Here is a 24,715-nt window from a genome sequence, read left to right as displayed (position 1 = left end):
CGCAAGAATGCCTGGAGACATGGATTCTCAGGTGCGCAATTGCGCACCATAGCTCGCCTCTTCGAGGCGCCCCGGAATGACAGAGTACGCGGCTACGCCGTTTGCCCGCCGCGAAACCCCGTGGCCAGCACGTAGCGTTCCGAGGAGTCCTGCCGGCTCGCGGCGGGCTTGACGTGGCGCACGCTCGCGAAGTCGCGCTTGAGCTGGGCGAGCAGCTCGGCGTCGGCGCCGCTCTGGAAGGTCTTGGCCAGGAACGCACCGCCGGGCTTGAGCACGTCGCAGGCAAAGGCGGCCGCGGTCTCGACCAGGCCGACGATGCGGAGCTGGTCGGTTTTGCGGTGGCCGGTGGTGTTGGCGGCCATGTCGGACATCACGACGTCGGCGCCGCCGCCCAGCATCGCGGTGAGCTTTTCGGGCGCGTCGTTGTCCATGAAGTCCAGCTGCGCGAAATCGACGCCGGGAATCTCGGGCATCTCGAGCAGATCGATCGCGACGACCTTGCCCTTGCCTTCCGTGGAGCCGACGCGCTTGGCGGCGATCTGGCTCCAGCCGCCGGGCGCCGCGCCGAGATCGACCACGGCCATGCCGGGTTTCAACAGCCGATACTTGTCGTCGATCTCCAAGAGCTTGAACGCCGCGCGCGAGCGATAGCCCGCGGCCTTGGCCTTGGCGACATAGGGATCGTTGAGCTGCCGCTCCAGCCACAGCTTCGACGACAGCTTGCGCTTGCCGCCGGTCTTGACCTTGGTCTTGACTTGGACGTGCAAGCGGCCGGTGGTGTCCTTGGCCATCTCACCAGCTCCTGAGCGCGCCGTCCTCGCGCATCATCTCGACCAGCATGCCTTCGCGCAGGCCCCGGTCGGCGACGCGCAGGCGCGGCAGCGGAAAGGCGCGCCTGATCGCATCGAGGATGGCGCAGCCGGCGAGCACGAGATCGGCGCGCTCGACGCTGATGCAGTTGTTGGACGCGCGCTCCTCGTAGCTCATGCCGAGCAGCTTGTTGATGGTCGCGGCGATGTCGGAATCGTTCATCCAGATGCTGTCGATGCGGCGGCGGTCGTAGCGCGCGAGGTTGAGATGGATGCCGGCGAGCGTCGTCACCGTGCCCGAGGTGCCGAGCAGGTGCATGTCGGCGAGATCGTCGCCGTGCTCCTCCGCGAACGGCGCGACGTGGTTCGCGACCTCCTGCTCCATCGCAACGTAGATCTCCGGCGTCACGTCGCGTCCGCCGAACTGCTCGGCGAGCGTGACCACGCCATAGGGGATCGACATCCAGGCCTTGATGCGCGGCTCCGGATTTTGAGCGTCGCGCTCGATCCGCACCAGCTCGGTCGAGCCGCCGCCGATGTCGAACAGGATGGCGCCGCGTCCCCTCGGGTCGACCAGCGGCGAGCAGCCGAGCACCGCGAGCGCGGCCTCGGTCTCGCGGTCGATCACCTCCAGCTCGATGCCGGTCTCGGCCGCCACGCGGCTGCGGAACGCCTCGGCGTTCGAGGCGGCGCGGCAGGCTTCGGTTGCGATCAGCCGCAGCCGGCGCGCTTTGCGCAGGTTGATCTTGTCACGGCAGATGCTGAGCGCGGCGATGGCGCGCTCGATCGCGGCCTCGCTGATGCAGCCGGTCGCCGAGACCCCCTCCCCGAGCCGGATAATGCGCGAGAAGGAATCGACGACACGAAAGCCGTCCTGGGTCGGACAGGCGATCAGCAGCCTGCAATTGTTGGTGCCGAGGTCGAGCGCCGCATAGACGCCGGTTCCCGACGCCTGTGCACCTGCCGCCGGTTCGGTGGCCAACGCCACTGCCGCCATCGACCGCTCCAGCTCGCCGTGCGGCGCATGGCCGTCGCGGAGCCGCGTGTGGTCATTCATACAAACTGTCTTTCCGCGGCCGGTCGGGCCGGTCTGGAATTGCTTTTTCGCCTGAAACATTAGCAGCGCGGCGGGTATGCGCAACAACGCATCACATAGGACCATGCCCATTCGTGCGTTGTCGTGAACGGGGTCGTGGGTTATCTCAGATGGGTCCGGTGCCATGCTGCCGCGAAAATGCGCAAATGCCGGCTTTTCAGGTCAATTCCATGCAAGAACACACCAAATCGTCCACGCTCGAGAACGCTATTGCACTGCAAAAATATGGCGTCGGGCAACCCGTCCGCCGCAAGGAGGACGACACGCTGGTGCGCGGCAAGGGCCGCTATACCGACGATTTCAACCTGCCCGGCCAGGCCTATGCCGTGGTCGTCCGTTCCACCCACGCCCATGGCATCATCCGCGGCATCGGGATCGATGCCGCCAAGGCGATGCCGGGCGTGCTGGGCGTATGGACCGGCAAGGACCTCGACGCCGCCGGTTACGGCCCCTTCACCTGCGGCCTGCCGCTGAAGAGCCGCGACGGGTCGCCCCTGCTGCAGACCAACCGCCAGCCGCTGGCGACCGACAAGGTCCGCTTCGTCGGCGATCCCGTCGCCTTCGTGGTGGCGGAGACCCTGGCGCAGGCCCGCGATGCCGCCGAGGCGGTCGAGCTCGACGTCGAGCCGCTGCCGGCGGTGACCGACCCGGAGGAAGCCGCCAAGCCCGGCGCGCCGCAGCTCTATGAGCACATCCCTGATAACGTCGTGCTCGACTACCATTACGGCGACGTCGACAAGGTCAACGCGGCCTTCGCCAGTGCCGCCCACGTCACCAGGATCGACATCGAGAACACCCGTGTCGCCGTGGTCTCGATGGAGCCGCGCGTTGGGCTAGCCTCCTACGACAAGACAACCGAGCGCTACACGCTGCAGGTGCCGACGCAGGGCGTGGCCGGCAACCGCGCCAACCTCGCCAAGAACCTGAAAGTGCCGAACGAGAAGGTGCGCATCCTCACCGCCAATGTCGGCGGCTCGTTCGGGATGAAGAACATCAATTATCCCGAATACATGTGCATCCTGTATGCGGCGAAGGCGCTGGGCCGGCCGGTGAAATGGCTCGACGAGCGCTCGACCGCCTTCCTCTCCGACAGCCACGGCCGCGCGCAGAAGATCCATGCCGAGCTCGCGCTCGATGCCGAGGGGCATTTCCTGGCGGCCAGGCTGTCCGGTTACGGCAATGTCGGCGCCTACATCACCGGCGTCGCGCCCGGGCCGCTCTCGCTCAACACCGGCAAGAATTTTTCCAGCGTCTATCGCACGCCGCTGATGGCGGTCGACATCAAGGTGGTGCTGACCAACACCACGCTGATGGGCGCCTATCGCGGCGCCGGCCGGCCCGAGGCCAATTATTACATGGAACGGCTGATCGACCGCGCCGCCGACGAGATGGGCATCAACCGGCTGACCTTGCGCAAGCGCAACTTCATCAAGCCGAGCCAGATCCCGTTCGCGGCCTCATCCGGCGTCACCTACGACAGCGGCGACTTCCAGGCCGTGTTCAACAAGGCGCTCGAGATCTCCGACCACGAGAACTTCGCCAAGCGCAAGAAGGAGAGCAGCAAGGCCGGCAAGCTGCGCGGCATCGCGGTCGGCTCCTATCTCGAGGTCACGGCGCCCCCGAGCCCCGAGCTCGGCAAGATCGTGTTCGACGCCGACGGCAGCGTGCAGCTCATCACCGGCACGCTCGATTACGGCCAGGGCCATGCCACCCCGTTCGCGCAGGTGCTGAGCGCACAGCTCGGCGTCCCCTTCGACAGCATCAAGCTGGTGCAGGGCGACAGCGACATCGTCCACACCGGCAACGGCACCGGCGGCTCGCGCTCGATCACCGCGAGCGGCCAAGCCATCGTAGGCGCCGCCAAGCTCGTCATCGAGAAAGGCAAGCGCGCGGCGGCGCACCTGCTCGAAGCGTCGGAAGGCGATATCGAATTCGAAGGTGGCCGGTTCACGATCGCGGGCACCGATCGCAGCATCGACATCATGGAGCTCGCCAAGCGCTTGCACGGCGGCAAGGTGCCCGAGGGCATACCTGACAGCCTCGACGTCGATCACACCAGCGAACCGATCGCCTCGGCGTTCCCGAACGGGTGCCACGTCGCCGAGGTCGAGATCGATCCTGACACCGGCGTGGTGCAGATCGTGCGCTACAGCGCGGTCAACGATTTCGGCACGGTGATCAACCCGATGCTGGTCGCGGGCCAGCTTCATGGCGGCGTCGTGCAAGGCATCGGGCAGGCGCTGATGGAGCAGATCCGCTACGACGACAGCGGCCAGCCGATCACGGGCTCGCTGATGGACTATGCGCTACCCCGTGCCGAGGACGTGCCCAACATGACGATCGGCGACCACCCCGTGCCCGCCACCACCAATCCGCTCGGCAGCAAGGGCTGCGGCGAAGCCGGCTGCGCCGGCAGCCTGTCGACGGTGGTGAACGCGGTGATCGATGCGCTCTCGGACTACGGCATCAAGCACATCGACATGCCGCTGACCCCGGAGCGGGTGTGGCGCGCGATCCAGGAGGCGAAGGCCAAGGCGGCATAGGCGGAGCAGGTCTCTCCGCCGTCATGGCCGGGCTTGACCCGGCCATCCACGCACGCCGCACAAAGAACGTGGATGCCCGGGACAAGCCCGGGCATGACAATGTGGTGACAGCCTGCCCCTTCCGGCCTCCTACGCCGCCGCCTGCTCGCGCGGCTGGTAGATTGCGGTGTGCTGGCAGTGTGCGATCGATGTGGTGCCGTTGGCGACGACCAGCGCGTCGAGCTCGACGAAGCGGTGGCCCTTCTTCTCGTAATTCGCGGTGACCTTCGCCCGCGCGGTGATCTCGTCGCCGGCGCGTGCGGCCGACAGCAATTGCATACGGCTGCCGACGTGGATCCACGGGCCCAAGATCGTATTATCCACCAACACGCGGTTCATGACCCGCTGGATCAGGCCGGGATGCGCTAGCCCTTCTCGCGCGAAGATCGGATCGGTCTCCCTGACGTCGGTGAGATAGTCCGCCGCATCCTGACCGGCCCAGCGGCGCGGCGCCGTGCCGAGCCATTTGCCCGTCTCGAACGTCGCGGGACCGACCGGCTTGCGCTCGGCCACCACGGGCACCGCGACATAATCGTCCAGCGACACCGCCGGCACGGACGCCGGCAGCGAGGCCGTCCCGGTCGCGCAGAGCTCGGTGCGGCTGAACACCTCGATGGTCAGCACGCCCTCGTGCTCGGTGGCATCGACATCGGCGGTCTCGCCGTCATAAACCGGCTTGATGAAGCGCGCCTCGATCAGCCCGCGCGACAGGAAATCACGGCCCCAGCGGGCGATCGGCACGTGCATCATGTAGGCGAAGACGTCGACACCCGGGACCAGCCCGCCGGAAAAGCCGAAGCGCTGCGCCACCTTGTCGTCATGCATCTTGTTCTCGGATTGTTTGGCGGTGTTGTAGGCCTCGACGCGGTAGGTTTCGAGCCGGTTCGGCATGGCTGGCGTTCCCCATATTCTTGTTGCTGCAGGGCCGATCGTAGGCCCCGGGGAACAGCGGTCAATCCCCTCGCCTTTGCGGCCCGGATGGGGTACCACGCGGCGAATGACTAACGCCCCCACCCGCATCTATGTCGATGCCGACGCCTGTCCGGTGAAGGACGAGATCTACCGCGTGGCGCTCCGGCACGGCGTGCCCGTCAGCGTGGTCGCCGGCAATTTCATCCGTGCGCCGCAGGACCCGCTGATCGAGCGCATTGCCGCCGGGAGCGGCATGGACGCGGCCGACGACTGGATCGCGGAGCGCGCGAGGGCTGGCGACGTCGTGGTGACGTCGGACGTTCCGCTGGCCAGCCGCTGCGTCAAGGCGGGCGCCGACGTGATCGCCCCGAACGGCAAGCCGTTCACCGAGGAGTCGATCGGGATGACGCTGGCGGTGCGCAATCTGATGACGGATCTGCGCTCGGCCGGCGAGGTCACCGGCGGCCCGCGATCGTTCGCGCCGCGCGACCGCTCCGCCTTCCTCTCCGCGCTCGACCAGACGCTGCGGCGGATCGCGCGACGTCGCGCTGATCAGGCCGCAACGAGCCAAGGTTAGCCATGGCCCCGCCGCTGATCCAACTCAAGGACATCAGGCTGACCTTCGGCGGCACGCCGCTGCTGTCGGGCGTCGAGCTCAACGTCGCGCCATCCGAGCGGGTCTGCCTGATCGGCCGCAACGGCTCCGGCAAATCGACGCTGCTGAAAATCGCGGCCGGCCTGGTCGAGCCCGACGGCGGCACGCGCTTCGTTCAGCCCGGCGCCACCGTGCGCTATCTGCCGCAGGAGCCTGATTTCGGCGCGCACAAGACCACGCTTGCTTACGTCGAGTCCGGGCTCGCACCCGGCGACGACCAGCATCAGGCGCGCTACCTCCTGGAGCAGCTCGGCCTCACCGGTGAGGAGAACCCGCACGACCTCTCCGGCGGCGAGGCTCGGCGCGCGGCGCTGGCCTATGTGCTGGCGCCCTCGCCCGACATTCTGCTGCTGGACGAGCCGACCAACCATCTCGATCTCGCCACCATCGAATGGCTGGAACGCGAGCTCGACGGCCGCCGCAGTGCGCTGGTGATCATCAGCCACGACCGCCGCTTCCTGACCAACCTCTCGCGATCGACCGCCTGGCTCGACCGCGGCCGGATCAAGCAGATCGACCGCGGCTTTGCCTCGTTCGAGAGCTGGCGCGACGAGGTGCTGGCGGAGGAAGAGCGCGACCAGCACAAGCTCGACCGCAAGATCGTCGACGAGGAGCACTGGCTGCGCCACGGCGTCTCCGGCCGGCGCAAGCGCAACGTCAAGCGCCTCGCCAATTTGCATGCGCTACGCGACCAGCGTCGCAATTATCGCGGCACGGCCGGCACCGCCAGTCTCGCAGCCAGCGAAGCCGAGCAATCCGGCAAGCTGGTGATCGAGGCGAAGGGCATCACCAAGGCCTATGGCGAGCGCAAGATCGTCGACAATTTTTCGACCCGCATCCAGCGCGGCGACCGCCTCGGCATCATCGGGCCGAACGGCGCCGGCAAGACCACGCTGGTCAATTTGCTCACGGGCGGCATGCAGCCGGATTCCGGGACGATACGTCTCGGCGCCAATCTGGAGGTAGCCACGCTCGATCAGCACCGCGAAAGCCTCGACCCCAAGTCGACACTGGCGGAGGCCCTGACCGGCGGCCGCGGTGATCAGATCATGGTCGGCGGCAAGCCGAAGCATGTGGTCGGCTACATGAAGGACTTCCTGTTCGCGCAGGAGCAGCGCGGCACGCCGGTGGAGGTGCTCTCCGGCGGCGAGCGTGGCCGCTTGATGCTGGCGCGCGCGCTGGCGAAACCCTCGAACCTTCTGGTGCTGGACGAGCCGACCAACGACCTCGATCTCGAAACGCTCGATGTGCTCGAGGAGATGCTCGGCGATTACGAGGGCACGGTGATCCTGATCAGCCACGACCGCGACTTCCTCGACCGCGTCGTTACGTCCGTGATCGCGCCCGAGGGCAACGGCAAGTGGACCGAATATGCCGGCGGCTACAGCGACATGCTCACGCAGCGCGGTGCAGATTTGAAACGCGAAGCGCCGAAAGCGCAAGCCTCTGTGGAGAAGAAGGAGGAGCGCGCCACGGCTCCCACCTCCGCGCCGAAGCGGAAGCTGAGCTTCAACGAGAAGCACGCGCTGGAGACGCTGCCGAAGAAGATGGAGACGCTGCAGGCCGATATCGCCAAGCTGCAGCGCGTGCTCGACGATCCCAGTCTCTATGCGAAGGATCGCAAAAAATTCGACGATACGTCGGCCGCCATCGCCAAGGCACACGAAGAGCTGTCTGCTGCCGAAGAGCGCTGGCTCGAACTGGAAATGCTCCGCGAAGAAATAGAACAGGCTTAGATCATGACCACGCCCCTTGCCGCCAAGATCGCCCGCGAATACGGCACGCCCTGCGCCGTCATCGACATGGACCGGGTCGAGCGCAATATCGCGCGGATCCAGAAGGCCTGCGACGACGCCGGCATCGCCAACCGTCCGCACATCAAGACGCACAAGAATCCGACCATCGCCAAGATGCAGATCGCGGCCGGCGCCAAGGGCATCACCTGCCAGAAGCTCGGCGAGGCCGAGATCATGGTCAATGCCGGCATCGACGACATTCTGATCAGCTACAATCTGCTCGGCGAGGAGAAAATGGCCCGCCTCGGGGCGCTGCAGGCCAAAGCCAACATGACGGTGGCCGCCGACAATTCCACCGTCGTCGCCGGCCTGCCGAAGGCAGCCGCTGCATCGGGCCGTCCGCTCTCGGTCGTGGTCGAATGCGACACCGGGCGCAAGCGCGCAGGGGTCGAGACGCCGGCCGAAGCCATCGCGCTGGCGCGCGAGATCGCGGCATTCAAGGGGCTCGAATTCGCCGGCTTCATGCTGTATCCGACCGAGACCGGCTGGGCGGACGCGCAGAATTTCTACGACGAGGCACTGGCCGGCGTGCGCGCGCACGGGCTGGATGCCAGGATCGTCTCGACCGGCGGCACGCCGAACCTCGTCAACATCGGCAAGCTCAAGGGCGGCACCGAGCACCGCTTCGGCACCTACATCTACAACGACCGCATGCAGGTTGCCGCCGGCTCGGCGACCTGGGACGACTGCGCGCTGCACATCTATTCGACGGTGGTGAGCCGCGCGGCGCCCGAGCGCGGCATCTTAGACGCCGGCTCGAAGACGTTGACAACGGATACCGGCGGGCTGGAGGGCCACGGCCTTATCCTGGAGCATCCCGAGGCGAAGATCGCGAAATTCGCCGAGGAGCACGGCTTCCTCGACCTGTCCCGCAGCAACACCCGGCCGAATGTCGGCGACGTCGTCCGCATCGTGCCGAACCATGTCTGCGTCGTCGTCAACATGATGGACGAGGTGGTGATGGTCCGCGGCGAGGAGATCATCGGCACGCTGCCCGTGGCGGCGCGGGGGAAGCTGCGGTAACGAGCACACTGCCGCAGGGTGGGCAAAGCGGAGCGTGCCAACCATGAGCCCGTTGCGCGCGAACTCGTGGGCAAGGCGCTTTGCGCCTTTGCTACGAGTCCTGTGAGTTGGCGAGCCACGCGAGCACGCCCCTGCCCGCAGCAAGCCCCGTCGCGAATGAGGCCTGCAGCAGGTAGCCGCCGGTCGGCGCTTCCCAGTCCAGCATCTCGCCGGCGGCGAACACGCCGGGCAATTTGCGCAGCATGAAGCGGTCGTCGAGCTCGGCGAAGGTGATCCCGCCCGCGGTCGAGATCGCGCGCTCGATCGGGGCAATGCCTGTGAGCTGCACCGGAATGGCGTTGATCAGCTGCGCAAGCTCCGCCGGCGCGAACGAGGCCAGCGTTCGGCCAGACGCAATGGCGGCCTCCTGCATCAGCCCGATTCCGACCGGCGACACTTGCGCGGCCTTGCGCAGGAAATTCGCCAGCGATTGCTTGCCGCGCGTGCCCGATAGCCGCGTCGTCAACGCGCCGGCATCGAGGTCGGGCCGCAATGCGATCGTCAACGGCGCCTGGCCGAGTTCGAGCACGGCTTCGCGCAGCTCCGTCGACAGCGCGTAGACCGCGCCGCCTTCGATGCCGTTGCGCGTAATCATGGCTTCGCCGCGCACCGTGTGCCCACCGATCGTCAGCGCTACACCCTTGAGCGGCTGGCCCTCGAAGCGATCGCGGAACACGTTTGACCAAGCGACCGTGAAGCCGGAATTGGCGGGCCGCAGTCTGGAAATGGCAACGCCCCTGGCAGCGAGGAGCCCGACCCAGCCGCCATCCGAGCCGAGCCGCGGCCAGCTCGCGCCGCCGAGCGCGAGGACCGTCGCGTCGGCAACGACCGCCGCCTCGCCATCGGGCGTTCGAAACAGCAGCCGCCCCTCGCCGTCCCATCCGGTCCAGCGATGCCGGAAGGCAAACCGCACCCCGCTGGCGGTGAGGCGCCGCAGCCAGGCACGCAGCAAGGGCGAAGCCTTGAACGCTTTCGGAAACACCCGGCCGCTACTGCCGACGAAGGTCGGCTCGCCCAATGCTTCACTCCACGCCCGCAGCCCCTCGGGCGAGAACGCCGCGATCGCCGCTTGCAGCCTCGGTGCCGCCTCGCGGTAGCGCGCCATGAACTGCGGCAACGGCTCGCTGTGAGTGAGATTGAGCCCGCCGCGGCCCGCCATCAGAAATTTGCGGCCTGCGGACGGCATCGCGTCATAGACGGTGACGCGCGCGCCGCCCTGCGCCAGCACCTCCGCGGCCATCAACCCGGCGGGACCGGCACCGATGACGGCGATGTGGGAGTCGGATGAGGTCATGGCGGGAGTTTAGGGCAGATTCTCACGCCTCGCTCGTCATTCCGGGGCGCGCCACTTGGCGCGAACTATGGTGCGCAATTGCGCACCTGAGAATCCATCAGGCGGCGGATTCTGAGGAGCGATGGATTCGGGTTCGCGCGACGCGCGCTCCGGAATGACCGAAGGGTTAGAGCTTGATCCCCGCCCGCGCCGCGGCCTGCGCCACGTATTTCTGCGTCTGCTCGAACGCGCCCGTCAGCGCCCTGGCCTTCGACATGTCGCTGATCTCCGCGAAATGCGCGGCGACGGCGTCCGGCGTCCATTCGGACTCCGGCAGGTTGATGCCCTCGCTCTCCAAAATCTTGATCACGGCGAAGGAGCCGGCGCCGGCACCCATGATGGTGCGGGTCGGGGCGTCCTCGCTCAGCATGTACTCGACCGCGGGCGTGATCGCGTTCGGCTTCATCAGCTGCAGCGCCTGCGGCGGCAGCAGCTCCTCGGTCATGCGGGTCGCCGCGGTCGGCGAGATGATGTTGACGCGGATGTCGTTCTTGCGGCCCTCTTCCGCGAGCACATTCATCAGGCCGACCATGCCCGACTTCGCCGCGCCGTAATTGGCCTGGCCGAAATTGCCGTAGAGGCCGGAGGACGATGTCGTCAGCACGATGCGGCCGTAATTGCGGTCGCGCATGCCGGCCCAGGCCGCCTTGCAGCAATAGAAGGTGCCGACGAGGTGCACGTCCAGCACCTTCTGGAAATCGGCCGCCTCCATCTTGCCGAACGACTTGTCGCGCAGAATGCCGGCATTGGCGCACAAGAGGTCGACGCTGCCCCATTCCTTGGTGGCGCGCTCGACCATGGCGGTGACCTGCGCGAAGTTCGAGACATCAGCGCCGTCGGCCATCGCCGTGCCGCCGGCCTTGCGGATCTCCTCGACCACGGCTTCGGCCGGCGACAGCGAACCACCGGTGCCGTCGCGCGCGCCGCCGAAATCGTTCACCACCACTTTGGCGCCGCGGCTCGCCAGCCCCAGCGCATGCGCCTTGCCAAGACCATTGCCCGCGCCGGTGACGATGGCGACGCGTCCGTCGAACCTGATTGCCATGAGTGCGTTTCCTAGATGCTAGTTCGTCATGGCCGGGCTTGACCCGGCCATCCATCAAATCGACAGGCTTTTGAGCAGCGATGGGTTGCCGGGTCAAGCCCGGCAACGACGCCGCGGGTTAGTCAAAATAGATCAGTCCGAGCCAGTCGGCGACGAGCGCCGGCTTGTCCTCGCCTTCGATCTCGACCGTGACGTTGGTGCGGGACTGCAGTTCGTTCGGCTTGCGCAGCTTGGCTTCCGCGAGGACGAAGCGGCCGCGGATGCGCTTGCCCGCGCGCACCGGGGAGATGAAGCGCAGCTTGTCGAAACCGTAATTGACGCCCATCGTGGTGCCCGCGATCGCCGGCATCACTTCATAGGACATCACCGACAACATCGACATGGTCAGGAACCCGTGCGCGATGGTGGTGCCGAACGCGGTTTCCTTCTTGGCTCTTTCGGGATCGACGTGGATGAATTGGTGATCCTCGGTGACGTCGGCAAAGCTATCGATGCGGGGCTGGTCGATCAGATGCCAGGACGACACGCCGATCTCCTTGCCGACCAAGGCCTGATAGGCCTCGAGCGTGATCGGCGGCGACTTCCAGATTTGGTTCATTTGGTCACTCCTGGTGCCGTCATTCCGGGGCGATGCGGAGCATCGAGCTATGATGCGCAATTGCGCATCTGAGAATCCATCGCGCCGCAGAGCCTGCTGCGAAATGGATTCCGGGCTCGCGCTTCGCGCGCCCCGGAATGACGAAATCTCACTAACTTTCGCCCCTTGCCTTCACCAGCTCCGGAAAATCCTCCTCGCGGAATTCCCGGCCGCGCAGCGGGTCCTCGCGATCGTCGTCGCGTTCGAGCCGTCGTAGCTGCACGCGACGGATTTTGCCAGAGATCGTCTTCGGCAGCTCGGTGACGATTTCGAGGCGGCGGATACGCTTGAACGGAGCCAGCCGGCTATGCAGATGCCTGAAGATGGAGAGTGCCGTCTCCGGCGTCCGCTCCGTGCCCGAGGTCAGCAGCACGAAGGCCTTGGGAACGGCAAGGCGGATCGGGTCCGGGCTCGGCACCACCGCGGCTTCCGCGACGAGCTCGTGCTCGAGCAGCACGCTCTCGAGTTCGAACGGGCTGATCCGGTAATCGGACGATTTGAACACGTCGTCGGAGCGGCCGACGAAGGTCAGATAACCCTCGTCGTCCTCGAACACGACGTCGCCGCTGCGATAGAGCTCACCCTCGGCGCCGGACAGCTGGCCGTCGTCGCCCTGGTAACCCTGCATCAGGCCGGCGGGGCGATCGGTGCCCAGCAGCAGCGTGACCTCGCCTTCCCTGGCGGGATGGCCGTCGGCGTCGCTGATCTGCACGCGATAGCCCGGCAGCGGCCGGCCCATCGAGCCGATCTTGATCTTCTGGCCCGGCGAGTTGCCGGCCAGCGCGGTGGTTTCGGTCTGGCCGTAGCCGTCGCGGATGGTGAGGCCCCAGGCCGCCCGCACCTGGTCGATCACTTCAGGATTGAGCGGCTCGCCGGCGCCGCAGACCTCGCGCAAGGCCACCTTGAACGAGGCCAGGTTCTCCTGGATGAACAGCCGCCACACCGTCGGCGGCGCGCACAGCGTGGTGATGCCGCAACGGCCGATGGTGGCGAGCAGGCCTTTCGCATCGAAGCGCGGCTGGTTGACCACGAACACGGTCGCGCCCGCATTCCACGGCGCGAAGAAGCAGCTCCAGGCGTGCTTGGCCCAGCCGGGCGAGGAAATGTTGAGATGGACGTCGCCGGGCTTCAGCCCGATCCAGTACATGGTCGAGAGATGGCCGACCGGATAGCTGCGCTGGCTGTGCCGGACGAGTTTCGGCTTCGCCGTCGTGCCCGAGGTGAAATAGAGCAGCATCGGGTCGTCGGCGTTGGTCGGACCATCAGGCGCGAAGCTCTCCGAGGCTTTCGCCGCCTCGTCATAGGCCAGCCAGCCGTTGGAAACCGCCCCGACGACGATCCGGACGACATTCTCGGCGCCAAGGCTCGCGAACTTCGCGACCTGATCTTCGGCCGCCACCACCGCCTTGGCCTTGCCGCGATCGAGCCGGTCGCGCAGCTCATCCGCGGTGAGCAGCGTGGTCGCGGGAATCACGACAACGCCGAGCTTCATTGCCGCCAGCATGGTTTCCCACAACGGAATCACATTGCCGAGCAGCAAGAGCAGATGATCGCCGCGTTGCAGGCCTTGCGCGCGGAGAAAATTCGCGACCTGGTTGGAGCGCTTGGAGAGCGTCGCAAAGGACAGCTTTGTCTGGCGATCCTGTGCGGCATCGACGATCCAGAGCGCGGGACGATCCCTGCTCTCCGCATTGGTTGCCAGCTCGGCGTCGAACCAGTCGAGCGCCCAGTTGAAAGGGACCGGATCCGGCCAGCGGAAGTCTTTGACCGCCGTCTCGTAATCCGTGCGATGTTGCAGAAGGAACGCGCGCGCTTCCTGGAATGTCGTCATCAAGCTTTCCCGGCCAGACTCCTAACGTGCTTGATAATTCCGGAAAAATCCACCCCACCCTGGCCGGCTGCGTCGAAAGACTGATAGATCTCCTGCGCATGCTTGCCGAGCGGCGTAGCCGCGCCGGCAGCCTTGGCGGCATCCTGCGCCAGCGTCAGATCCTTCACCATCAGCGCCGAAGCGAAGCCCGGCTTGTAGTCGTTGTTGGCGGGCGAGGTCGGCACCGGGCCCGGCACCGGGCAATAGGTCGTCAGCGACCAGCACTGGCCCGAGGAGGTCGAGGCGACGTCGAACAGCGCCTGATGCGAGAGGCCGAGCTTCTCGCCGAGCGCAAAAGCCTCGCTGACCGCGATCATGGAGATGCCGAGGATCATGTTGTTGCAGATTTTTGCCGCCTGGCCGGCGCCGGCGCCGCCGCAATGCACGATCTTCTTGCCCATGTTCTCCAGCACCGGCTTGGCCGCGACAAACGCCTTCTCCTCGCCACCGCACATGAAGGTAAGCGTCGCGCCCTTGGCGCCGCCGGTGCCGCCGGAGACCGGCGCATCGACCGAAAGCACGCCGTGCTTCGCCGCCAGCACATGCGCGGCCCTCGCGCTCTCGACGTCGATGGTAGAGCTGTCGATGATCAGCGCGCCCTTGGTCATGGCAGGAACGACCTCGTTCCAGACACCGAGCACGTGCTTGCCTGCGGGGAGCATGGTGACGACGACATCGGCGCCCTTCACCGCGCCCGCGGCGCTATCGGCAATGCCAGCGCCGTCGGCCCTGGCCTGATTACGCGAGGCTTCGACGAGGTCGAATGCCACCACCTTGTGGCCGGCCTTGACGAGGTTAGCCGCCATCGGGCCGCCCATGTTGCCGAGACCGATGAATGCGATCGTGGCCATTGTCGTTTCCTCCGCTGTCGCGTTGTTGTCAGTTGAACTTCAGCTCGTCGGCGCCGATCTCGGCGAGATACGGCGCAAGCATCTCCGGCGTCACATCCTCGATTCTTCGCGGCGACCAGGTCGGGTTGCGGTCCTTGTCGATCACGGCGGCACGCACGCCTTCGCGAAAATCATCGCTGCGGAAGACTTCCAGCGCGGCGCGGTATTCGCGCACCAGACACTCCTCCAGGCTCGATGAAGCGCGCGCGAGCCGCAAGAGCTTCAGCGTCACCACCATGCCGCGCGGCGATTTTTCGTTGAGCGTCTTGAGCGTGGCCAGCGCGAAGTCGGAGCCGTCGCGCTTGAGCGCCGCAACGATGTCCTCCATGCGGTCGAAGCCGAACAGCGCGTCGATGGCAGGCTCCTTCGCCGCCACCGGCCCCCCGGCCTCGGCGGTTGAAAGGCTGCCGATCAGCTTGCTGACCTCGGCGGCGGTCGCGCCGGAACGCAGCTTCGTCAGGACCTCGCGCAGCTCGGGCAACTTCACCGCCGGCACGACCCAGTCGGCGAACTTGGCATGGATCGCATCCGGTCCATTCATGGTCTGGCCGGTCAGCCCGAAATAGGTGCCGATCTCGCCCGGCGAATGCGCGAGCAGATAGGTGCCGCCGACATCGGGGAAGAAGCCGAGACTGACTTCGGGCATGGCGAGCTTGGTCCGATCGGTGACGACGCGATGGCTGGCATGGGCGGACAGGCCGACGCCGCCGCCCATCACGATGCCGTCCATGAAGGCGACATACGGCTTCGGGAATTTCTTGATCCGGGCGTTGAGGATGTATTCCTCGCGCCACAGGATCTTGCCGAGGTCGCCGTTCACCTTCGAGCTCTCCCAGAGCGCGCGGATGTCGCCGCCGGCGCAGAGCCCGCGCTCGCCGGCGCCTTCCAGCACGATCACGGCGACTTCAGGATCGGCCTCGAAGCGATCGAGTGCCTTCTCGATGTCGCGAAACATCTCCAGCGTCACGGCATTGATCGCCTTGGGACGGTTGAGCCTGATGATGCCGGCCGCCCCCTCGACGCGGGCGATGAGATCGCCCTCTTCCACCCCGCTCATCGCGCGCCCTCGATCAGCTTGCGCGCCACGATGAGCCGCATGATTTCATTGGTGCCTTCGAGGATCTGGTGCACGCGCAGATCGCGCACGATCTTCTCGATGCCGTACTCGCTGAGGTAACCGTAGCCGCCGTGAAGCTGCAGAGCATGGTTGGCAACCTCGAAGCCGACATCGGTGCCGAAGCGTTTTGCCATCGCGCACAGCATGGTGGCATCGGGGTCTTTGCGGTCGAGCGCGGCCGCAGCGCGCCACAGGAAGGTGCGCGCGGCTTCGAGCTCGATCGCCATGTCGGCGAGGCGGAATTGCAGCGCCTGGAATTGGTCGAGGCGCTTGCCGAACGCCTTGCGCTCCTTCATGTAGGCGCGCGCCTTGTCGAGCGCAGTTTGGGCACCACCAAGAGAACACGCCGTGATGTTGAGGCGGCCGCCGTCGAGGCCGGCCATCGCGATCTTGAAGCCGACGCCCTCCTCACTCAGGCGATTGGCAATGGGCACGCGGGCGTTCTCGAACGTCACCGCACGGGTCGGCTGCGCGTTCCAGCCCATCTTGCGCTCGTTGGCGCCGAAGGAGACGCCCGGCGTCTTGCCGTCGATGACGAGGGTCGAGATGCCGCCGGGACCGTCACCGCCGGTGCGCACCATCGCCACCAGCAGATCGGTGCCGCCGGCGCCGGAGATGAACTGCTTCTGGCCGTTGAGGACGTAATGGTCGCCGTCGCGCACCGCGCGGGTGCGCAGCGCCGCTGCGTCCGAGCCGGCGCCCGGCTCGGTCAGGCAGTAGCTGGCGATCAGCTCCATGGTGCAGAGCTTTGGCAGCCATTGGTGGCGCTGGGTGTCGCTGCCGTAGGCGTCGATCATCCAGGACGCCATGTTGTGGATGGAGATGAAGGCCGAGGTGGTCGGGCAGCCGGTCGCCAGCGCCTCGAAGATCAGCGCCGCGTCGAACCGCGTCATGGCGGAGCCCCCGACATCGTCGCGGATGTAGATGCCACCCATGCCGAGCGTCGCAGCCTCGCGCATGACGTCGACGGGGAAATGCTTCTCCTCGTCCCAGCGCAGCGCATGCGGCGCGATCTTCTCGGCCGCAAACGCGAGTGCCATGTCGCGGATTGCGATCTGATCCTCGTTCAGAGCGAACTGCATGCTGGGCTGCTCATTGTTCTCGTCATTGCGAGGAGCTCGTGACAAAATCGCGGAGCAATTTTGCACTGAAGCGACGAAGCAATCCAGACTGTATCCGCGGTGAGATCCTGGATTGCTTCGCTGCGCTCGCAATGACGGGCTGGGCTACAGCCTTACTTCATCAGCGGGATCGAGAATTCCGCACCTTCCTTGACGCCGGACGGCCAGCGCGAGGTCACCGTCTTGGTCTTGGTGTAGAAGCGGACCGAATCCGGGCCGTGCTGGTTGAGATCGCCGAAGCCCGACTTCTTCCAGCCGCCGAAGGTGTAATAGGCGATCGGAACCGGGATCGGCACGTTGATGCCGACCATGCCGACGTTCACCTTGGCCGCGAAGTCGCGCGCGGCATCGCCGTCGCGGGTGAAGATGGCGACGCCGTTGCCGTAGTCGTGCTCCGACGGCAGCGCCAGCGCTTCCTTGTAATCGTGCGCGCGCACCACCGAGAGCACCGGGCCGAAAATCTCTTCCTTGTAGATCCGCATGTCCTTGGTGACGTTGTCGAACAGCGATCCGCCGAGATAGAAGCCCTTCTCGTAGCCCTGCATCTTGAAGCCGCGGCCGTCGACGGCGAGCGTGGCGCCTTCCTTGATGCCGATGTCGATGTAGCTCTTGACCTTCTCGACCGCCTCGCGCGTGACCAGCGGGCCGTAATCGGCGGACGGATCGATCGAGGTGCCGATCTTGAGGCTTTCGACGCGCGGGATCAGCTTTTCCATGAGACGGTCGGCGGTGGACTTGCCGACGGGGACCGCGACCGAGACGGCCATGCAGCGCTCGCCGGCCGAGCCGTACCCGGCGCCGATCAGCGCGTCGACGGCCTGGTCCATGTCGGCGTCGGGCATGATGATGGCATGGTTCTTGGCGCCGCCGAAGCACTGGCAGCGCTTGCCGGTCTGCGCGGCGCGCTCATAGATGTACTGCGCGATCGGGGTGGAGCCGACGAAGCCGATGGCCTTGATGTCGGGATCGTCGAGGATGGCGTCGACCGCTTCCTTGTCGCCGTTGACGACGTTGAGGATGCCGGCCGGCAGGCCCGCTTCCATCATGAGCTCAGCGAGCAGCATCGGCACGCCGGGATCGCGCTCCGACGGCTTCAGGATGAAGGCGTTGCCGCAGGCGATCGCGGGCGCGAACTTCCACATCGGGATCATCGCCGGGAAGTTGAACGGGGTGATGCCGGCGACGACGCCGAGCGGCTGGCGCATCGAATAGATGTCGATGCCGGGACCTGCTCCTTCCGTGTATTCGCCCTTCATCAGGTGCGGGATGCCGCAGGCGAACTCCGCGACCTCGAGGCCACGCTGGATGTCGCCCTTGGCGTCCGGCACGGTCTTGCCGTGCTCGCGGGCCAGCAGCTCAGCGAGCTTGTCGTAGTCGCGCTGCACCAGCTCGAGGAACTTCATCATGACGCGGGCGCGGCGCTGCGGGTTCGTGGCGGCCCATTCGGGCTGCGCGGCGCGCGCGTTCTCGACGGCGGCGCGGACCTCGGCCTTGGACGCCAGCGCCACCTTGGCCTGAACGTCACCGGTCATCGGCTCGAAAACGTCGGCGGTGCGGCCAGAGGTGCCCTTGACCTCCTTGCCACCGATGAAATGTCCGATTGAACGCATGGAATGGTCTCCTTCAGGCCGAGCGTGGTCGCTTTGACAAATCCTATCGACCTGCATTTTATAGGATTCAAGTCTGAGATAATGCACCATAGATGTGCGAAAATGCTGGATCAAGGCGCTATCGACTGGGACGACTTTCGCTTCGTGCTGGCCATCGTGCGTGGCGGCTCGGTCTCGGCTGCGGCAAAACAGCTGGGCGTCGACCATGCCACGGTGATCCGCCGGGTCGACCGGCTGGAAAGGCACCTTTCGGCAAAACTGTTTGACCGGCGCAAGACCGGCTACCTCCTCACCGAGGCCGGCCAGCGCGTCGCCGACAGCGCCGAAGCCATGGAATCCACCATCGTCGCCAACCAGGAGCAGGTCGGCGGCTCGGTGGCGCGGCTGACCGGCACGGTCCGGATCGGCGCACCCGACGGCTTCGGCACCGCCTTCCTGGCGCCGCGGCTGACGCCTTTCGCCGACCGCTATCCCGATCTCGATCTGCAATTGGTGGCGACCGCGCGGCTGTTCAGCCTCTCCAAGCGCGAGGCGGATATCGCCATCAGCCTGACCATGCCGAAGGAGGGCCGCATCGTCGGCCGCAAGTTGCTCGACTACCGCCTCGGCCTCTATGCCGCGCCCGCCTATCTGGACCGTTTCCCAAAGATCACCTCGCGCGAGGTGCTGCCGCAGCACCGCTTTGTCGGCTACATCGAGGAGCTCCTGTTCACGCCGGAGCTCGATTATCTGCCGCAGGTGTCGCCCCGGATATCCGCGCGCTTCCGCAGCGCCAATCTGATCGCCCAGCTCAATGCCACGCTCTCCGGTTTCGGCATCGCGGTGCTGCCCCACTTCATGGCGACCGACTATCCGCAACTGGTTCCGGTGCTGCCCGACGAGATCTCGATCACGCGCACGTTCTGGATGCTGATGCACGCCGACAGCAAGGATCTGGCGCGCATCCGCGCGGTGGCGGATTACATCAGCGAGATCGTCGAGCGCGAACGGGCGCTATTCGCGGGGCGGTAGCGCCAGTCCTGCAAGGTGGCAAAGGCGCAGAGCGCCGCGCCCACCATCTCTCTGCGATAGCAACGAAGTCGTGGGCACGCTTCCCTTTGCCCACTCTACAGGACCTCGCCTAGCTCTTCGCCTTCTTCGCCACCACAGCCTTCGGCTCGCGCTTTGCGCCCTCGAGCGCAACGTCTCGGCCCGCCTTGAGCACCTCGTCGGACAGTTCGCTAGAGCCAGCGATACGCGCGAGCAGCATGGTGCCGGCCATCGTCGCCAGCGTCGCGATCGCCTGCTTGCGAGCGGCCTTGCGCGGCAGGTTCGGGATGTAGTCCGCCAACAGCTCGATCATCTCGTCGAGCTTGCCGGCAAAGGCCTTGCGCGCCTTCGGGCTCTCGCGGGCGATCTCGGCGCCGAGGGCGGGAATCGAGCAGCCATGGCCGGGATTGTCGCGATGCAGCGCCGAGAGATAGGTCTCCGCGATCAGCGCCAGCCGCTTCTCCGGCGACACCTCGTCGGTGATCTTGCGCCAGTGCTCCATCGAGCGCTCCATCGCGTAACCGAACGCCTCGATCACCAGCGCCTCGCGGGAATCGAAATGCGCGTAGAAGCCGCCATGGGTCAGGCCGGCCTCCTTCATCAGGTCGGCGACGCCGATGCCGTGGGCGCCCTTTTCGCGCAGCCGCACGGAAGCCTTCCTGACGATGCGGTCGTGGGTTTCCTGCTTGTGTTCCCGGGAATAGCGCATGCGGGTCTCATTGAATGTTGGAAATCATCTCATAACACGCGGAGGCCGAAATGGCTGCATTAATTCATGTTAAGTTGCTGCGATCATCGAAAAGGTTGCAGTTGCATGCACCGCGAGGGCGCCCTTGCCGTCGCGGACGAAGCCCTCGGTGTAGCTGGTCTGCCGCCCCAGCTTGATCACTTTACCTTCGGCCGAGATCAGCCCGGAACGAACCGAGAGCGGACGCAGGAACGCCAGCTTCAAATCCAGGGTCACCGAGCTCTGGCCGGCCTCGAGCCGGGTCGAAATCGCACAGCCCATGGCGGTATCGAGCAGCGCCGCGGCGGTCGCGCCGTGGATGAGGCCGATGGTGTTCTCGAGATCCTCACGCGGCTCCAGTTCCATGACGATCCGCCCCGGCTCGACCACGGCCATGGTGAAGCCGATCAGCTTCGCGAAAGGCGGCGGCGGCAGCCGGCCGTCGCGAATGCCTAGCATGGCATCCATGCCGGACAGCGCCATGGCCGCCCTCGCCACCGGCGCAGGCACCTGCCAGTCCACCACGCGCTCACGCCGCTGCGCCGGCGAAAACAGGTCGAGTTGATCGCTAGGGGTCATAGACGCCTCTTTGAATGATGAACATCATACTACTTCGCGGACTTCGCGCTGGCAACTGGCGACTTGACAAGCCGGGGATTTCGGCCCGGAAGTGACACCGACCGCTGCGCCTTGTGCGCGCCACCAAAGCCGACCGGGATCCCACGATGGAAATGCTCAACCACCATTGCGGCGTGACGCGCGATGCGCGCGGCGTCGTCCATGTCGCGATCTGCAACGCCGGCCCGCTCAACATTCTCGGCTCGCCGGTGACCGACGCCGTGCGCGAGGGTTTGCAGCAGCTCGGCTCCGACCGCAGCATCCGCGTCGTGGTGCTGCGCGGGCAGAGCGAGAGGAGCATGATCGGCGGCGCCGACATCAAGGAGATGGCCAAGCTCGACCAGACATCGGCCGAAGCCTTCATCAGCCGCCTGCGCGATCTCTGCGAGGCCGTGCGCGCCTTCCCCGCCCCGGTCATCGCGCGGATGCCCGGCTGGTGCCTCGGCGGCGGACTGGAAGTGGCGGCGGCCTGCGACTTCCGGATCGCGGCGCATGACGCGCATTTCGGCATGCCGGAGGTGCGTGTCGGCATCCCCTCGGTGATCCATGCGGCCCTGCTGCCGCGCCTGATCGGCTGGGCTCGCGCGCGCTGGCTGGTGATGACGGCGGAGAATATCGACGCAGCCACCGCGCTGGCCTGGGGCCTCGTCGACAAGGTCGCGCCGGAGGGCGGGCTTGATACGGAAATCGAGCATCTGGTGAAGGCATTGCTTGAATGCGGCCCCGAAGCGCTGCGGTCGCAGAAGGCACTGCTGCGGCAATGGGAGGAGCTGCCGCTGACGGAATCGGTGAACCTGAGCGTGAAGGTGTTCGGGCAGTCGTTCCTGACCGACGAGCCGACCCGGCTGATGGCCGCCTTCGTGAACCGGAAGAGGTAGGACGCAGGTTTCCGTGCCACGGACGCAGCGCAGCGCCCCTTTGCGGTGCGCCGCTGAGCCGGGGCCCATGCAGCACTGGGGCCGGCGCGAATTTGGGTCCCGGCTCTGCGTCGCAACGTTGCACGTCGCGCCGCGTCCGGGACACGGACATCGCCGCCGCAACAAATCTCATCCTCGTCACGACATTTTCTCATCCCGGCCGCGGTTGCATTTTTTGCGTCGCATCATATGATGACTATAATCTTACACGCCATCGCCTGGGAGTTCCGTCATGGCCGAAGCCGCCGATCCCGTCGTCATCGTCTCCGCCGCCCGTACCCCGCTCGGCCGCTTCATGGGCGAATTGTCGCCGCTAGCCGCGCACAAGCTCGGCTCGCGCGTGATCGGGGCAGCGCTGGAACGCGCCAGGCTCGCGCCGGAGAAGGTCGACGAGGTCTTCATGGGCTGCGTGCTGCCGGCGGGACAAGGCCAGGCGCCGGCACGGCAGGCAGCCCGCAGCGCCGGTTTGCCCGATGCCACCGGTGCCACCACCGTCAACAAGGTCTGCGGCTCCGGCATGAAGGCGACCATGCTGGCGCACGACATCATCCGCGCCGGCTCGGCCGACATCGTCGTCTCCGGCGGCATGGAGAGCATGAGCAACGCGCCATATCTCCTCGCAAAGGCGCGCGGCGGCTATCGCGTCGGCCATGACCGCATCATCGATCATATGATGATGGACGGGCTTGAGGATGCCTACGAGACCGGCCGCTCCATGGGCGATTTCGGCGAGGCCACCGCGGAGGCCTATCAGTTCCCCCGCAAGGACCAGGACGCCTACGCCATGGAGACGCTCACCCGCGCCCGCAAGGCAGTCGAGGGCGGCGCGTTCAAGGCCGAGATCGCGCCGATCACGCTGAGCGAGAAGGCAGGCCCGCGCGTGATCGCCAATGACGAGCATCCGTTGAAGGTCGACCCCGCCAAGATCCCGGGCCTCAAGCCTGCATTCCGCGCCAACGGCACCATCACGCCGGCGGCCTCCTCCGCCAATGCCGACGGTGCCGCGGCGCTGGTGCTGACGAAACGCTCGCTTGCCGATCGGAACGGCTTGCCGGTTCTCGCCGAGATCAGGGGCCACGCCACCCACAGCCAGGAGCCGCAATGGTTCACCACGGCGCCGATCCCGGCGATCCGCAAGCTGCTGGACAAGGTCGGCTGGGCTGCCTCCGATGTCGACCTGTTCGAGATCAACGAGGCCTTCGCCGTGGTCGCGATGGCGGCACAGCGCGATCTCGGCATTCCCCGCGACAGACTGAACGTCAACGGCGGCGCCTGCGCGCTCGGCCACCCCATCGGCGCCACCGGCGCGCGGTTGATCGTGACGCTGCTGCATGCGCTGGAGGCGAACAACCTCAAGCGCGGTATCGCGGCGCTGTGCATCGGCGGCGGCGAGGCCACGGCCATCGCCGTCGAGCGGCCGGCCCGCTGACCTCGATGTCTGAAATTGAGGGAAGTCTGGCGTTTCAGACTTTCCTCGCCTGTGCCAGATTGCAACGATGATGCGGGTCCCCATGGGCTCGACAACCATGATTGAGGCTCGATGATCTCGAACTGGCTCGCGGCAGCACTCTCCCGCCGCAACATCCATTACGGCTGGGTGATGGTCGGCGTCACCTTCCTTGCCGCGCTGATCAGCGCCGGCACGGTCGGCGCGCCCGGCGTGTTCATCGTTCCGCTGCAGAAGGAATTCGGCTGGAGCACGGCGGAAATCTCCTCGGCGCTGTCGATCCGCTTCATCTTGTTCGGACTGATGGCGCCGTTCGCGGCCGCCCTGCTCAACCGCTATGGCCTGCGCAACGTCACGCTGGTTGCGCAGCTGATCGTCGTCTCGGCCCTCGTCGCCTCGCTCGGCATGACCGAGGTCTGGCAGCTCATCGCGCTCTGGGGTGTGGTGATCGGGATCGGCACCGGCATGACCGCCTTGGTGCTGGGCGCGACGATCGCGACGCGCTGGTTCGCGGCAAGACGCGGCCTCGTGGTCGGCATCATGACCGCGAGCGTCGCCACCGGCCAGCTCGTGTTCCTGCCGCTGCTGGCGAGCCTCACCGAACGCTACGGCTGGCGGCTCGCGCTCGGCTTCGTCTGCATCATGCTCGGCGTTTCCGCACTGGCCGTCCTGCTCGCAATGTGCGACCGGCCGAGCGATGTCGGCCAGCGCCCGTTCGGCGACGAAGGCACCAAACCCCTGCCCGCGCCGCCCGCCAGCCACGGCTCGATCACCGCGGTGGCGCTCGGCACGCTGGCCGACGCCTCGAAGTCGACGGCGTTCTGGATCCTGTTTGCGACCTTCTTCGTCTGCGGCGCCTCGACCAACGGCCTGGTCCAGGTGCACCTGATCCCGATGTGCCTCGATTTCGGCATCCCGCAGGTGCAGGCCGCCAGCCTGCTCGCCGCGATGGGCATCTTCGACTTCTTCGGCACCATCATGTCGGGCTGGCTGTCGGACCGCTACGACAACCGCTATCTGCTGTTCTGGTATTATGGCTTGCGCGGGCTCTCGCTGATCTTCCTGCCCTTCACCGACTTCTCTTTCTACGGCCTCTCGCTCTTCGCGCTGTTCTACGGCCTCGACTGGATCGCGACCGTGCCGCCCACGGTGCGGCTCACCGCGCAGAAATTCGGGCCCGAGCGCGCCAACCTGGTGTTCGGCTGGATCTTCGCCGGCCATCAGCTCGGCGCCGGCGCCGCGGCGTTCGGGGCAGGATTCTCGCGAACGGTCTATCAGAGCTACCTGCCCGCGTTCTTCATCGCCGGCGCGCTCTGCGTGTTCGCCGCCCTGATCGTGCTGGCGCTGTCGCGGCAACCGAAGCCGCAAGCGGCGATGGCATAAGGCGGCACAAGGATATCTCCCCGGTGCGGCGTGCACCGGCAGGACAGATCGCGCGCAAC

The 24,715-nt window shown here is 66.3% G+C and carries 20 protein-coding genes and 1 pseudogene; 8 read left to right on the top strand and 13 right to left on the bottom strand.

The window, feature by feature from the left end; all coding sequences use genetic code 11:
* Positions 1 to 92: 92 nt before the first annotated feature.
* Positions 93 to 791: an RlmE family RNA methyltransferase gene (locus K410_RS0115880; RefSeq protein WP_028135811.1), complete on the bottom strand. Its 699-nt coding sequence runs from the start codon at positions 789 to 791 to the stop codon at positions 93 to 95.
* Between the two features lies 1 nt (position 792).
* Entirely contained in the window at positions 793 to 1,866 is a 1,074-nt protein-coding gene (locus tag K410_RS0115875) for a Ppx/GppA phosphatase family protein (protein ID WP_028135810.1), read from the bottom strand.
* A 209-nt stretch (positions 1,867 to 2,075) separates the two neighbouring features.
* On the opposite strand from K410_RS0115875, the gene K410_RS0115870 reads away from it, so the two are divergent.
* Positions 2,076 to 4,448 carry a xanthine dehydrogenase family protein molybdopterin-binding subunit gene (locus tag K410_RS0115870; protein WP_028135809.1) on the top strand — a complete coding sequence of 791 codons (2,373 nt, stop codon included), beginning with the start codon at positions 2,076 to 2,078 and terminating at the stop codon, positions 4,446 to 4,448.
* 129 nt (positions 4,449 to 4,577) lie between these two features.
* Here the strand turns inward: K410_RS0115870 and K410_RS0115865 are convergent, their stop codons facing one another.
* Entirely contained in the window at positions 4,578 to 5,378 is an 801-nt protein-coding gene (locus K410_RS0115865) for a hotdog family protein (RefSeq protein WP_028135808.1), read from the bottom strand.
* 106 nt (positions 5,379 to 5,484) lie between these two features.
* Here K410_RS0115865 and K410_RS0115860 point away from each other — a divergent pair, with 106 nt between their 5' ends.
* From K410_RS0115860 to K410_RS0115850, 3 genes are read left to right on the top strand one after another with little or no spacing between them, the layout of a single operon-like run.
* On the top strand, positions 5,485 to 5,976 hold the full coding sequence (locus K410_RS0115860) for a YaiI/YqxD family protein (RefSeq protein ID WP_028135807.1): 492 nt from the start codon (positions 5,485 to 5,487) through the stop codon (positions 5,974 to 5,976).
* A gap of 2 nt (positions 5,977 to 5,978) precedes the next feature.
* The gene (locus tag K410_RS0115855; protein ID WP_028135806.1) at positions 5,979 to 7,790 is read left to right on the top strand and encodes an ABC-F family ATP-binding cassette domain-containing protein; all 1,812 of its coding nucleotides are present in this window, start codon (positions 5,979 to 5,981) and stop codon (positions 7,788 to 7,790) included.
* 3 nt (positions 7,791 to 7,793) lie between these two features.
* Positions 7,794 to 8,873 (top strand): D-TA family PLP-dependent enzyme, encoded by a 1,080-nt coding sequence (locus K410_RS0115850; RefSeq protein ID WP_028135805.1) that lies wholly within the window; start codon positions 7,794 to 7,796, stop codon positions 8,871 to 8,873.
* 91 nt (positions 8,874 to 8,964) lie between these two features.
* On the opposite strand, the gene K410_RS0115845 is transcribed toward K410_RS0115850, so the two are convergent.
* The 8 genes and pseudogenes from K410_RS0115845 to K410_RS0115810 all read right to left on the bottom strand — a co-directional run bounded on the left by K410_RS0115845 (position 8,965) and on the right by K410_RS0115810 (position 18,535).
* Positions 8,965 to 10,206 carry a BaiN/RdsA family NAD(P)/FAD-dependent oxidoreductase gene (locus tag K410_RS0115845; RefSeq protein WP_028135804.1) on the bottom strand — a complete coding sequence of 414 codons (1,242 nt, stop codon included), beginning with the start codon at positions 10,204 to 10,206 and terminating at the stop codon, positions 8,965 to 8,967.
* Between the two features lie 166 nt (positions 10,207 to 10,372).
* On the bottom strand, positions 10,373 to 11,290 hold the full coding sequence (locus K410_RS0115840; RefSeq protein ID WP_028135803.1) for an SDR family NAD(P)-dependent oxidoreductase: 918 nt from the start codon (positions 11,288 to 11,290) through the stop codon (positions 10,373 to 10,375).
* A gap of 118 nt (positions 11,291 to 11,408) precedes the next feature.
* Positions 11,409 to 11,888 carry a MaoC family dehydratase gene (locus K410_RS0115835; protein ID WP_028135802.1) on the bottom strand — a complete coding sequence of 160 codons (480 nt, stop codon included), beginning with the start codon at positions 11,886 to 11,888 and terminating at the stop codon, positions 11,409 to 11,411.
* Positions 11,889 to 12,039: 151 nt separating this feature from the next.
* The gene (locus K410_RS0115830) at positions 12,040 to 13,758 is read right to left on the bottom strand and encodes an AMP-binding protein (RefSeq protein WP_028135801.1); all 1,719 of its coding nucleotides are present in this window, start codon (positions 13,756 to 13,758) and stop codon (positions 12,040 to 12,042) included.
* Positions 13,758 to 14,663: pseudogene (mmsB, locus tag K410_RS0115825) on the bottom strand (3-hydroxyisobutyrate dehydrogenase); the annotation flags it as partial. The gene K410_RS0115830 and the pseudogene mmsB, both read right to left, overlap by 1 nt.
* Before the next feature lie 13 nt (positions 14,664 to 14,676).
* Positions 14,677 to 15,744, bottom strand: a complete 1,068-nt coding sequence (locus K410_RS0115820; protein ID WP_028135799.1) for an enoyl-CoA hydratase/isomerase family protein — start codon at positions 15,742 to 15,744, stop codon at positions 14,677 to 14,679.
* Positions 15,741 to 16,886 (bottom strand): isobutyryl-CoA dehydrogenase, encoded by a 1,146-nt coding sequence (locus tag K410_RS0115815; RefSeq protein WP_028135798.1) that lies wholly within the window; start codon positions 16,884 to 16,886, stop codon positions 15,741 to 15,743. Before K410_RS0115815 ends, K410_RS0115820 begins: the two co-directional genes overlap by 4 nt.
* A 152-nt stretch (positions 16,887 to 17,038) precedes the next feature.
* On the bottom strand, positions 17,039 to 18,535 hold the full coding sequence (locus K410_RS0115810; protein WP_028135797.1) for a CoA-acylating methylmalonate-semialdehyde dehydrogenase: 1,497 nt from the start codon (positions 18,533 to 18,535) through the stop codon (positions 17,039 to 17,041).
* A gap of 102 nt (positions 18,536 to 18,637) precedes the next feature.
* Here K410_RS0115810 and K410_RS0115805 point away from each other — a divergent pair, with 102 nt between their 5' ends.
* Complete coding sequence (locus K410_RS0115805) at positions 18,638 to 19,546, top strand: LysR family transcriptional regulator (protein ID WP_028135796.1); 909 nt, start codon at positions 18,638 to 18,640, stop codon at positions 19,544 to 19,546.
* Positions 19,547 to 19,655: 109 nt separating this feature from the next.
* Here K410_RS0115805 and K410_RS0115800 read toward each other — a convergent pair whose 3' ends face one another.
* Together K410_RS0115800 and K410_RS0115795 are read right to left on the bottom strand one after the other, a co-directional pair.
* Positions 19,656 to 20,273 (bottom strand): TetR/AcrR family transcriptional regulator, encoded by a 618-nt coding sequence (locus tag K410_RS0115800; protein ID WP_028135795.1) that lies wholly within the window; start codon positions 20,271 to 20,273, stop codon positions 19,656 to 19,658.
* A 69-nt stretch (positions 20,274 to 20,342) separates the two neighbouring features.
* Positions 20,343 to 20,870 (bottom strand): PaaI family thioesterase, encoded by a 528-nt coding sequence (locus tag K410_RS0115795; RefSeq protein WP_028135794.1) that lies wholly within the window; start codon positions 20,868 to 20,870, stop codon positions 20,343 to 20,345.
* A 146-nt stretch (positions 20,871 to 21,016) separates the two neighbouring features.
* On the opposite strand from K410_RS0115795, the gene K410_RS0115790 reads away from it, so the two are divergent.
* The 3 genes from K410_RS0115790 (at position 21,017) to K410_RS0115780 (ending at position 24,656) form a co-directional block, all read left to right on the top strand.
* Positions 21,017 to 21,787, top strand: a complete 771-nt coding sequence (locus K410_RS0115790) for an enoyl-CoA hydratase (RefSeq protein WP_028135793.1) — start codon at positions 21,017 to 21,019, stop codon at positions 21,785 to 21,787.
* Between the two features lie 271 nt (positions 21,788 to 22,058).
* Positions 22,059 to 23,255, top strand: a complete 1,197-nt coding sequence (locus K410_RS0115785; RefSeq protein WP_028135792.1) for an acetyl-CoA C-acyltransferase — start codon at positions 22,059 to 22,061, stop codon at positions 23,253 to 23,255.
* A 111-nt stretch (positions 23,256 to 23,366) separates the two neighbouring features.
* On the top strand, positions 23,367 to 24,656 hold the full coding sequence (locus K410_RS0115780; protein ID WP_028135791.1) for an MFS transporter: 1,290 nt from the start codon (positions 23,367 to 23,369) through the stop codon (positions 24,654 to 24,656).
* Positions 24,657 to 24,715: the final 59 nt, after the last annotated feature.

Origin of the sequence: Bradyrhizobium sp. 22, assembly GCF_000482425.1 — a bacterium.
Classification (GTDB): Bacteria; Pseudomonadota; Alphaproteobacteria; order Rhizobiales; family Xanthobacteraceae; genus Bradyrhizobium; species Bradyrhizobium japonicum_B.
Note: the sequence above shows the minus strand (reverse complement) of the source record. Positions and strands in the feature narration are given on the sequence as shown.

Excerpts from the sequence above, each read along its gene's own strand:
- K410_RS0115880 (WP_028135811.1), bottom strand. The coding sequence starts at position 791 with ATGGCCAAGGACACCACCGGCCGCTTGCACGTCCAAGTCAAGACCAAG.
- K410_RS0115875 (WP_028135810.1), bottom strand. The coding sequence starts at position 1,866 with ATGAATGACCACACGCGGCTCCGCGACGGCCATGCGCCGCACGGCGAG.
- K410_RS0115870 (WP_028135809.1), top strand. The coding sequence starts at position 2,076 with ATGCAAGAACACACCAAATCGTCCACGCTCGAGAACGCTATTGCACTG.
- K410_RS0115865 (WP_028135808.1), bottom strand. The coding sequence starts at position 5,378 with ATGCCGAACCGGCTCGAAACCTACCGCGTCGAGGCCTACAACACCGCC.
- K410_RS0115860 (WP_028135807.1), top strand. The coding sequence starts at position 5,485 with ATGACTAACGCCCCCACCCGCATCTATGTCGATGCCGACGCCTGTCCG.
- K410_RS0115855 (WP_028135806.1), top strand. The coding sequence starts at position 5,979 with ATGGCCCCGCCGCTGATCCAACTCAAGGACATCAGGCTGACCTTCGGC.
- K410_RS0115850 (WP_028135805.1), top strand. The coding sequence starts at position 7,794 with ATGACCACGCCCCTTGCCGCCAAGATCGCCCGCGAATACGGCACGCCC.
- K410_RS0115845 (WP_028135804.1), bottom strand. The coding sequence starts at position 10,206 with ATGACCTCATCCGACTCCCACATCGCCGTCATCGGTGCCGGTCCCGCC.
- K410_RS0115840 (WP_028135803.1), bottom strand. The coding sequence starts at position 11,290 with ATGGCAATCAGGTTCGACGGACGCGTCGCCATCGTCACCGGCGCGGGC.
- K410_RS0115835 (WP_028135802.1), bottom strand. The coding sequence starts at position 11,888 with ATGAACCAAATCTGGAAGTCGCCGCCGATCACGCTCGAGGCCTATCAG.
- K410_RS0115830 (WP_028135801.1), bottom strand. The coding sequence starts at position 13,758 with ATGACGACATTCCAGGAAGCGCGCGCGTTCCTTCTGCAACATCGCACG.
- K410_RS0115820 (WP_028135799.1), bottom strand. The coding sequence starts at position 15,744 with ATGAGCGGGGTGGAAGAGGGCGATCTCATCGCCCGCGTCGAGGGGGCG.
- K410_RS0115815 (WP_028135798.1), bottom strand. The coding sequence starts at position 16,886 with ATGCAGTTCGCTCTGAACGAGGATCAGATCGCAATCCGCGACATGGCA.
- K410_RS0115810 (WP_028135797.1), bottom strand. The coding sequence starts at position 18,535 with ATGCGTTCAATCGGACATTTCATCGGTGGCAAGGAGGTCAAGGGCACC.
- K410_RS0115805 (WP_028135796.1), top strand. The coding sequence starts at position 18,638 with ATGCTGGATCAAGGCGCTATCGACTGGGACGACTTTCGCTTCGTGCTG.
- K410_RS0115800 (WP_028135795.1), bottom strand. The coding sequence starts at position 20,273 with ATGCGCTATTCCCGGGAACACAAGCAGGAAACCCACGACCGCATCGTC.
- K410_RS0115795 (WP_028135794.1), bottom strand. The coding sequence starts at position 20,870 with ATGACCCCTAGCGATCAACTCGACCTGTTTTCGCCGGCGCAGCGGCGT.
- K410_RS0115790 (WP_028135793.1), top strand. The coding sequence starts at position 21,017 with ATGGAAATGCTCAACCACCATTGCGGCGTGACGCGCGATGCGCGCGGC.
- K410_RS0115785 (WP_028135792.1), top strand. The coding sequence starts at position 22,059 with ATGGCCGAAGCCGCCGATCCCGTCGTCATCGTCTCCGCCGCCCGTACC.
- K410_RS0115780 (WP_028135791.1), top strand. The coding sequence starts at position 23,367 with ATGATCTCGAACTGGCTCGCGGCAGCACTCTCCCGCCGCAACATCCAT.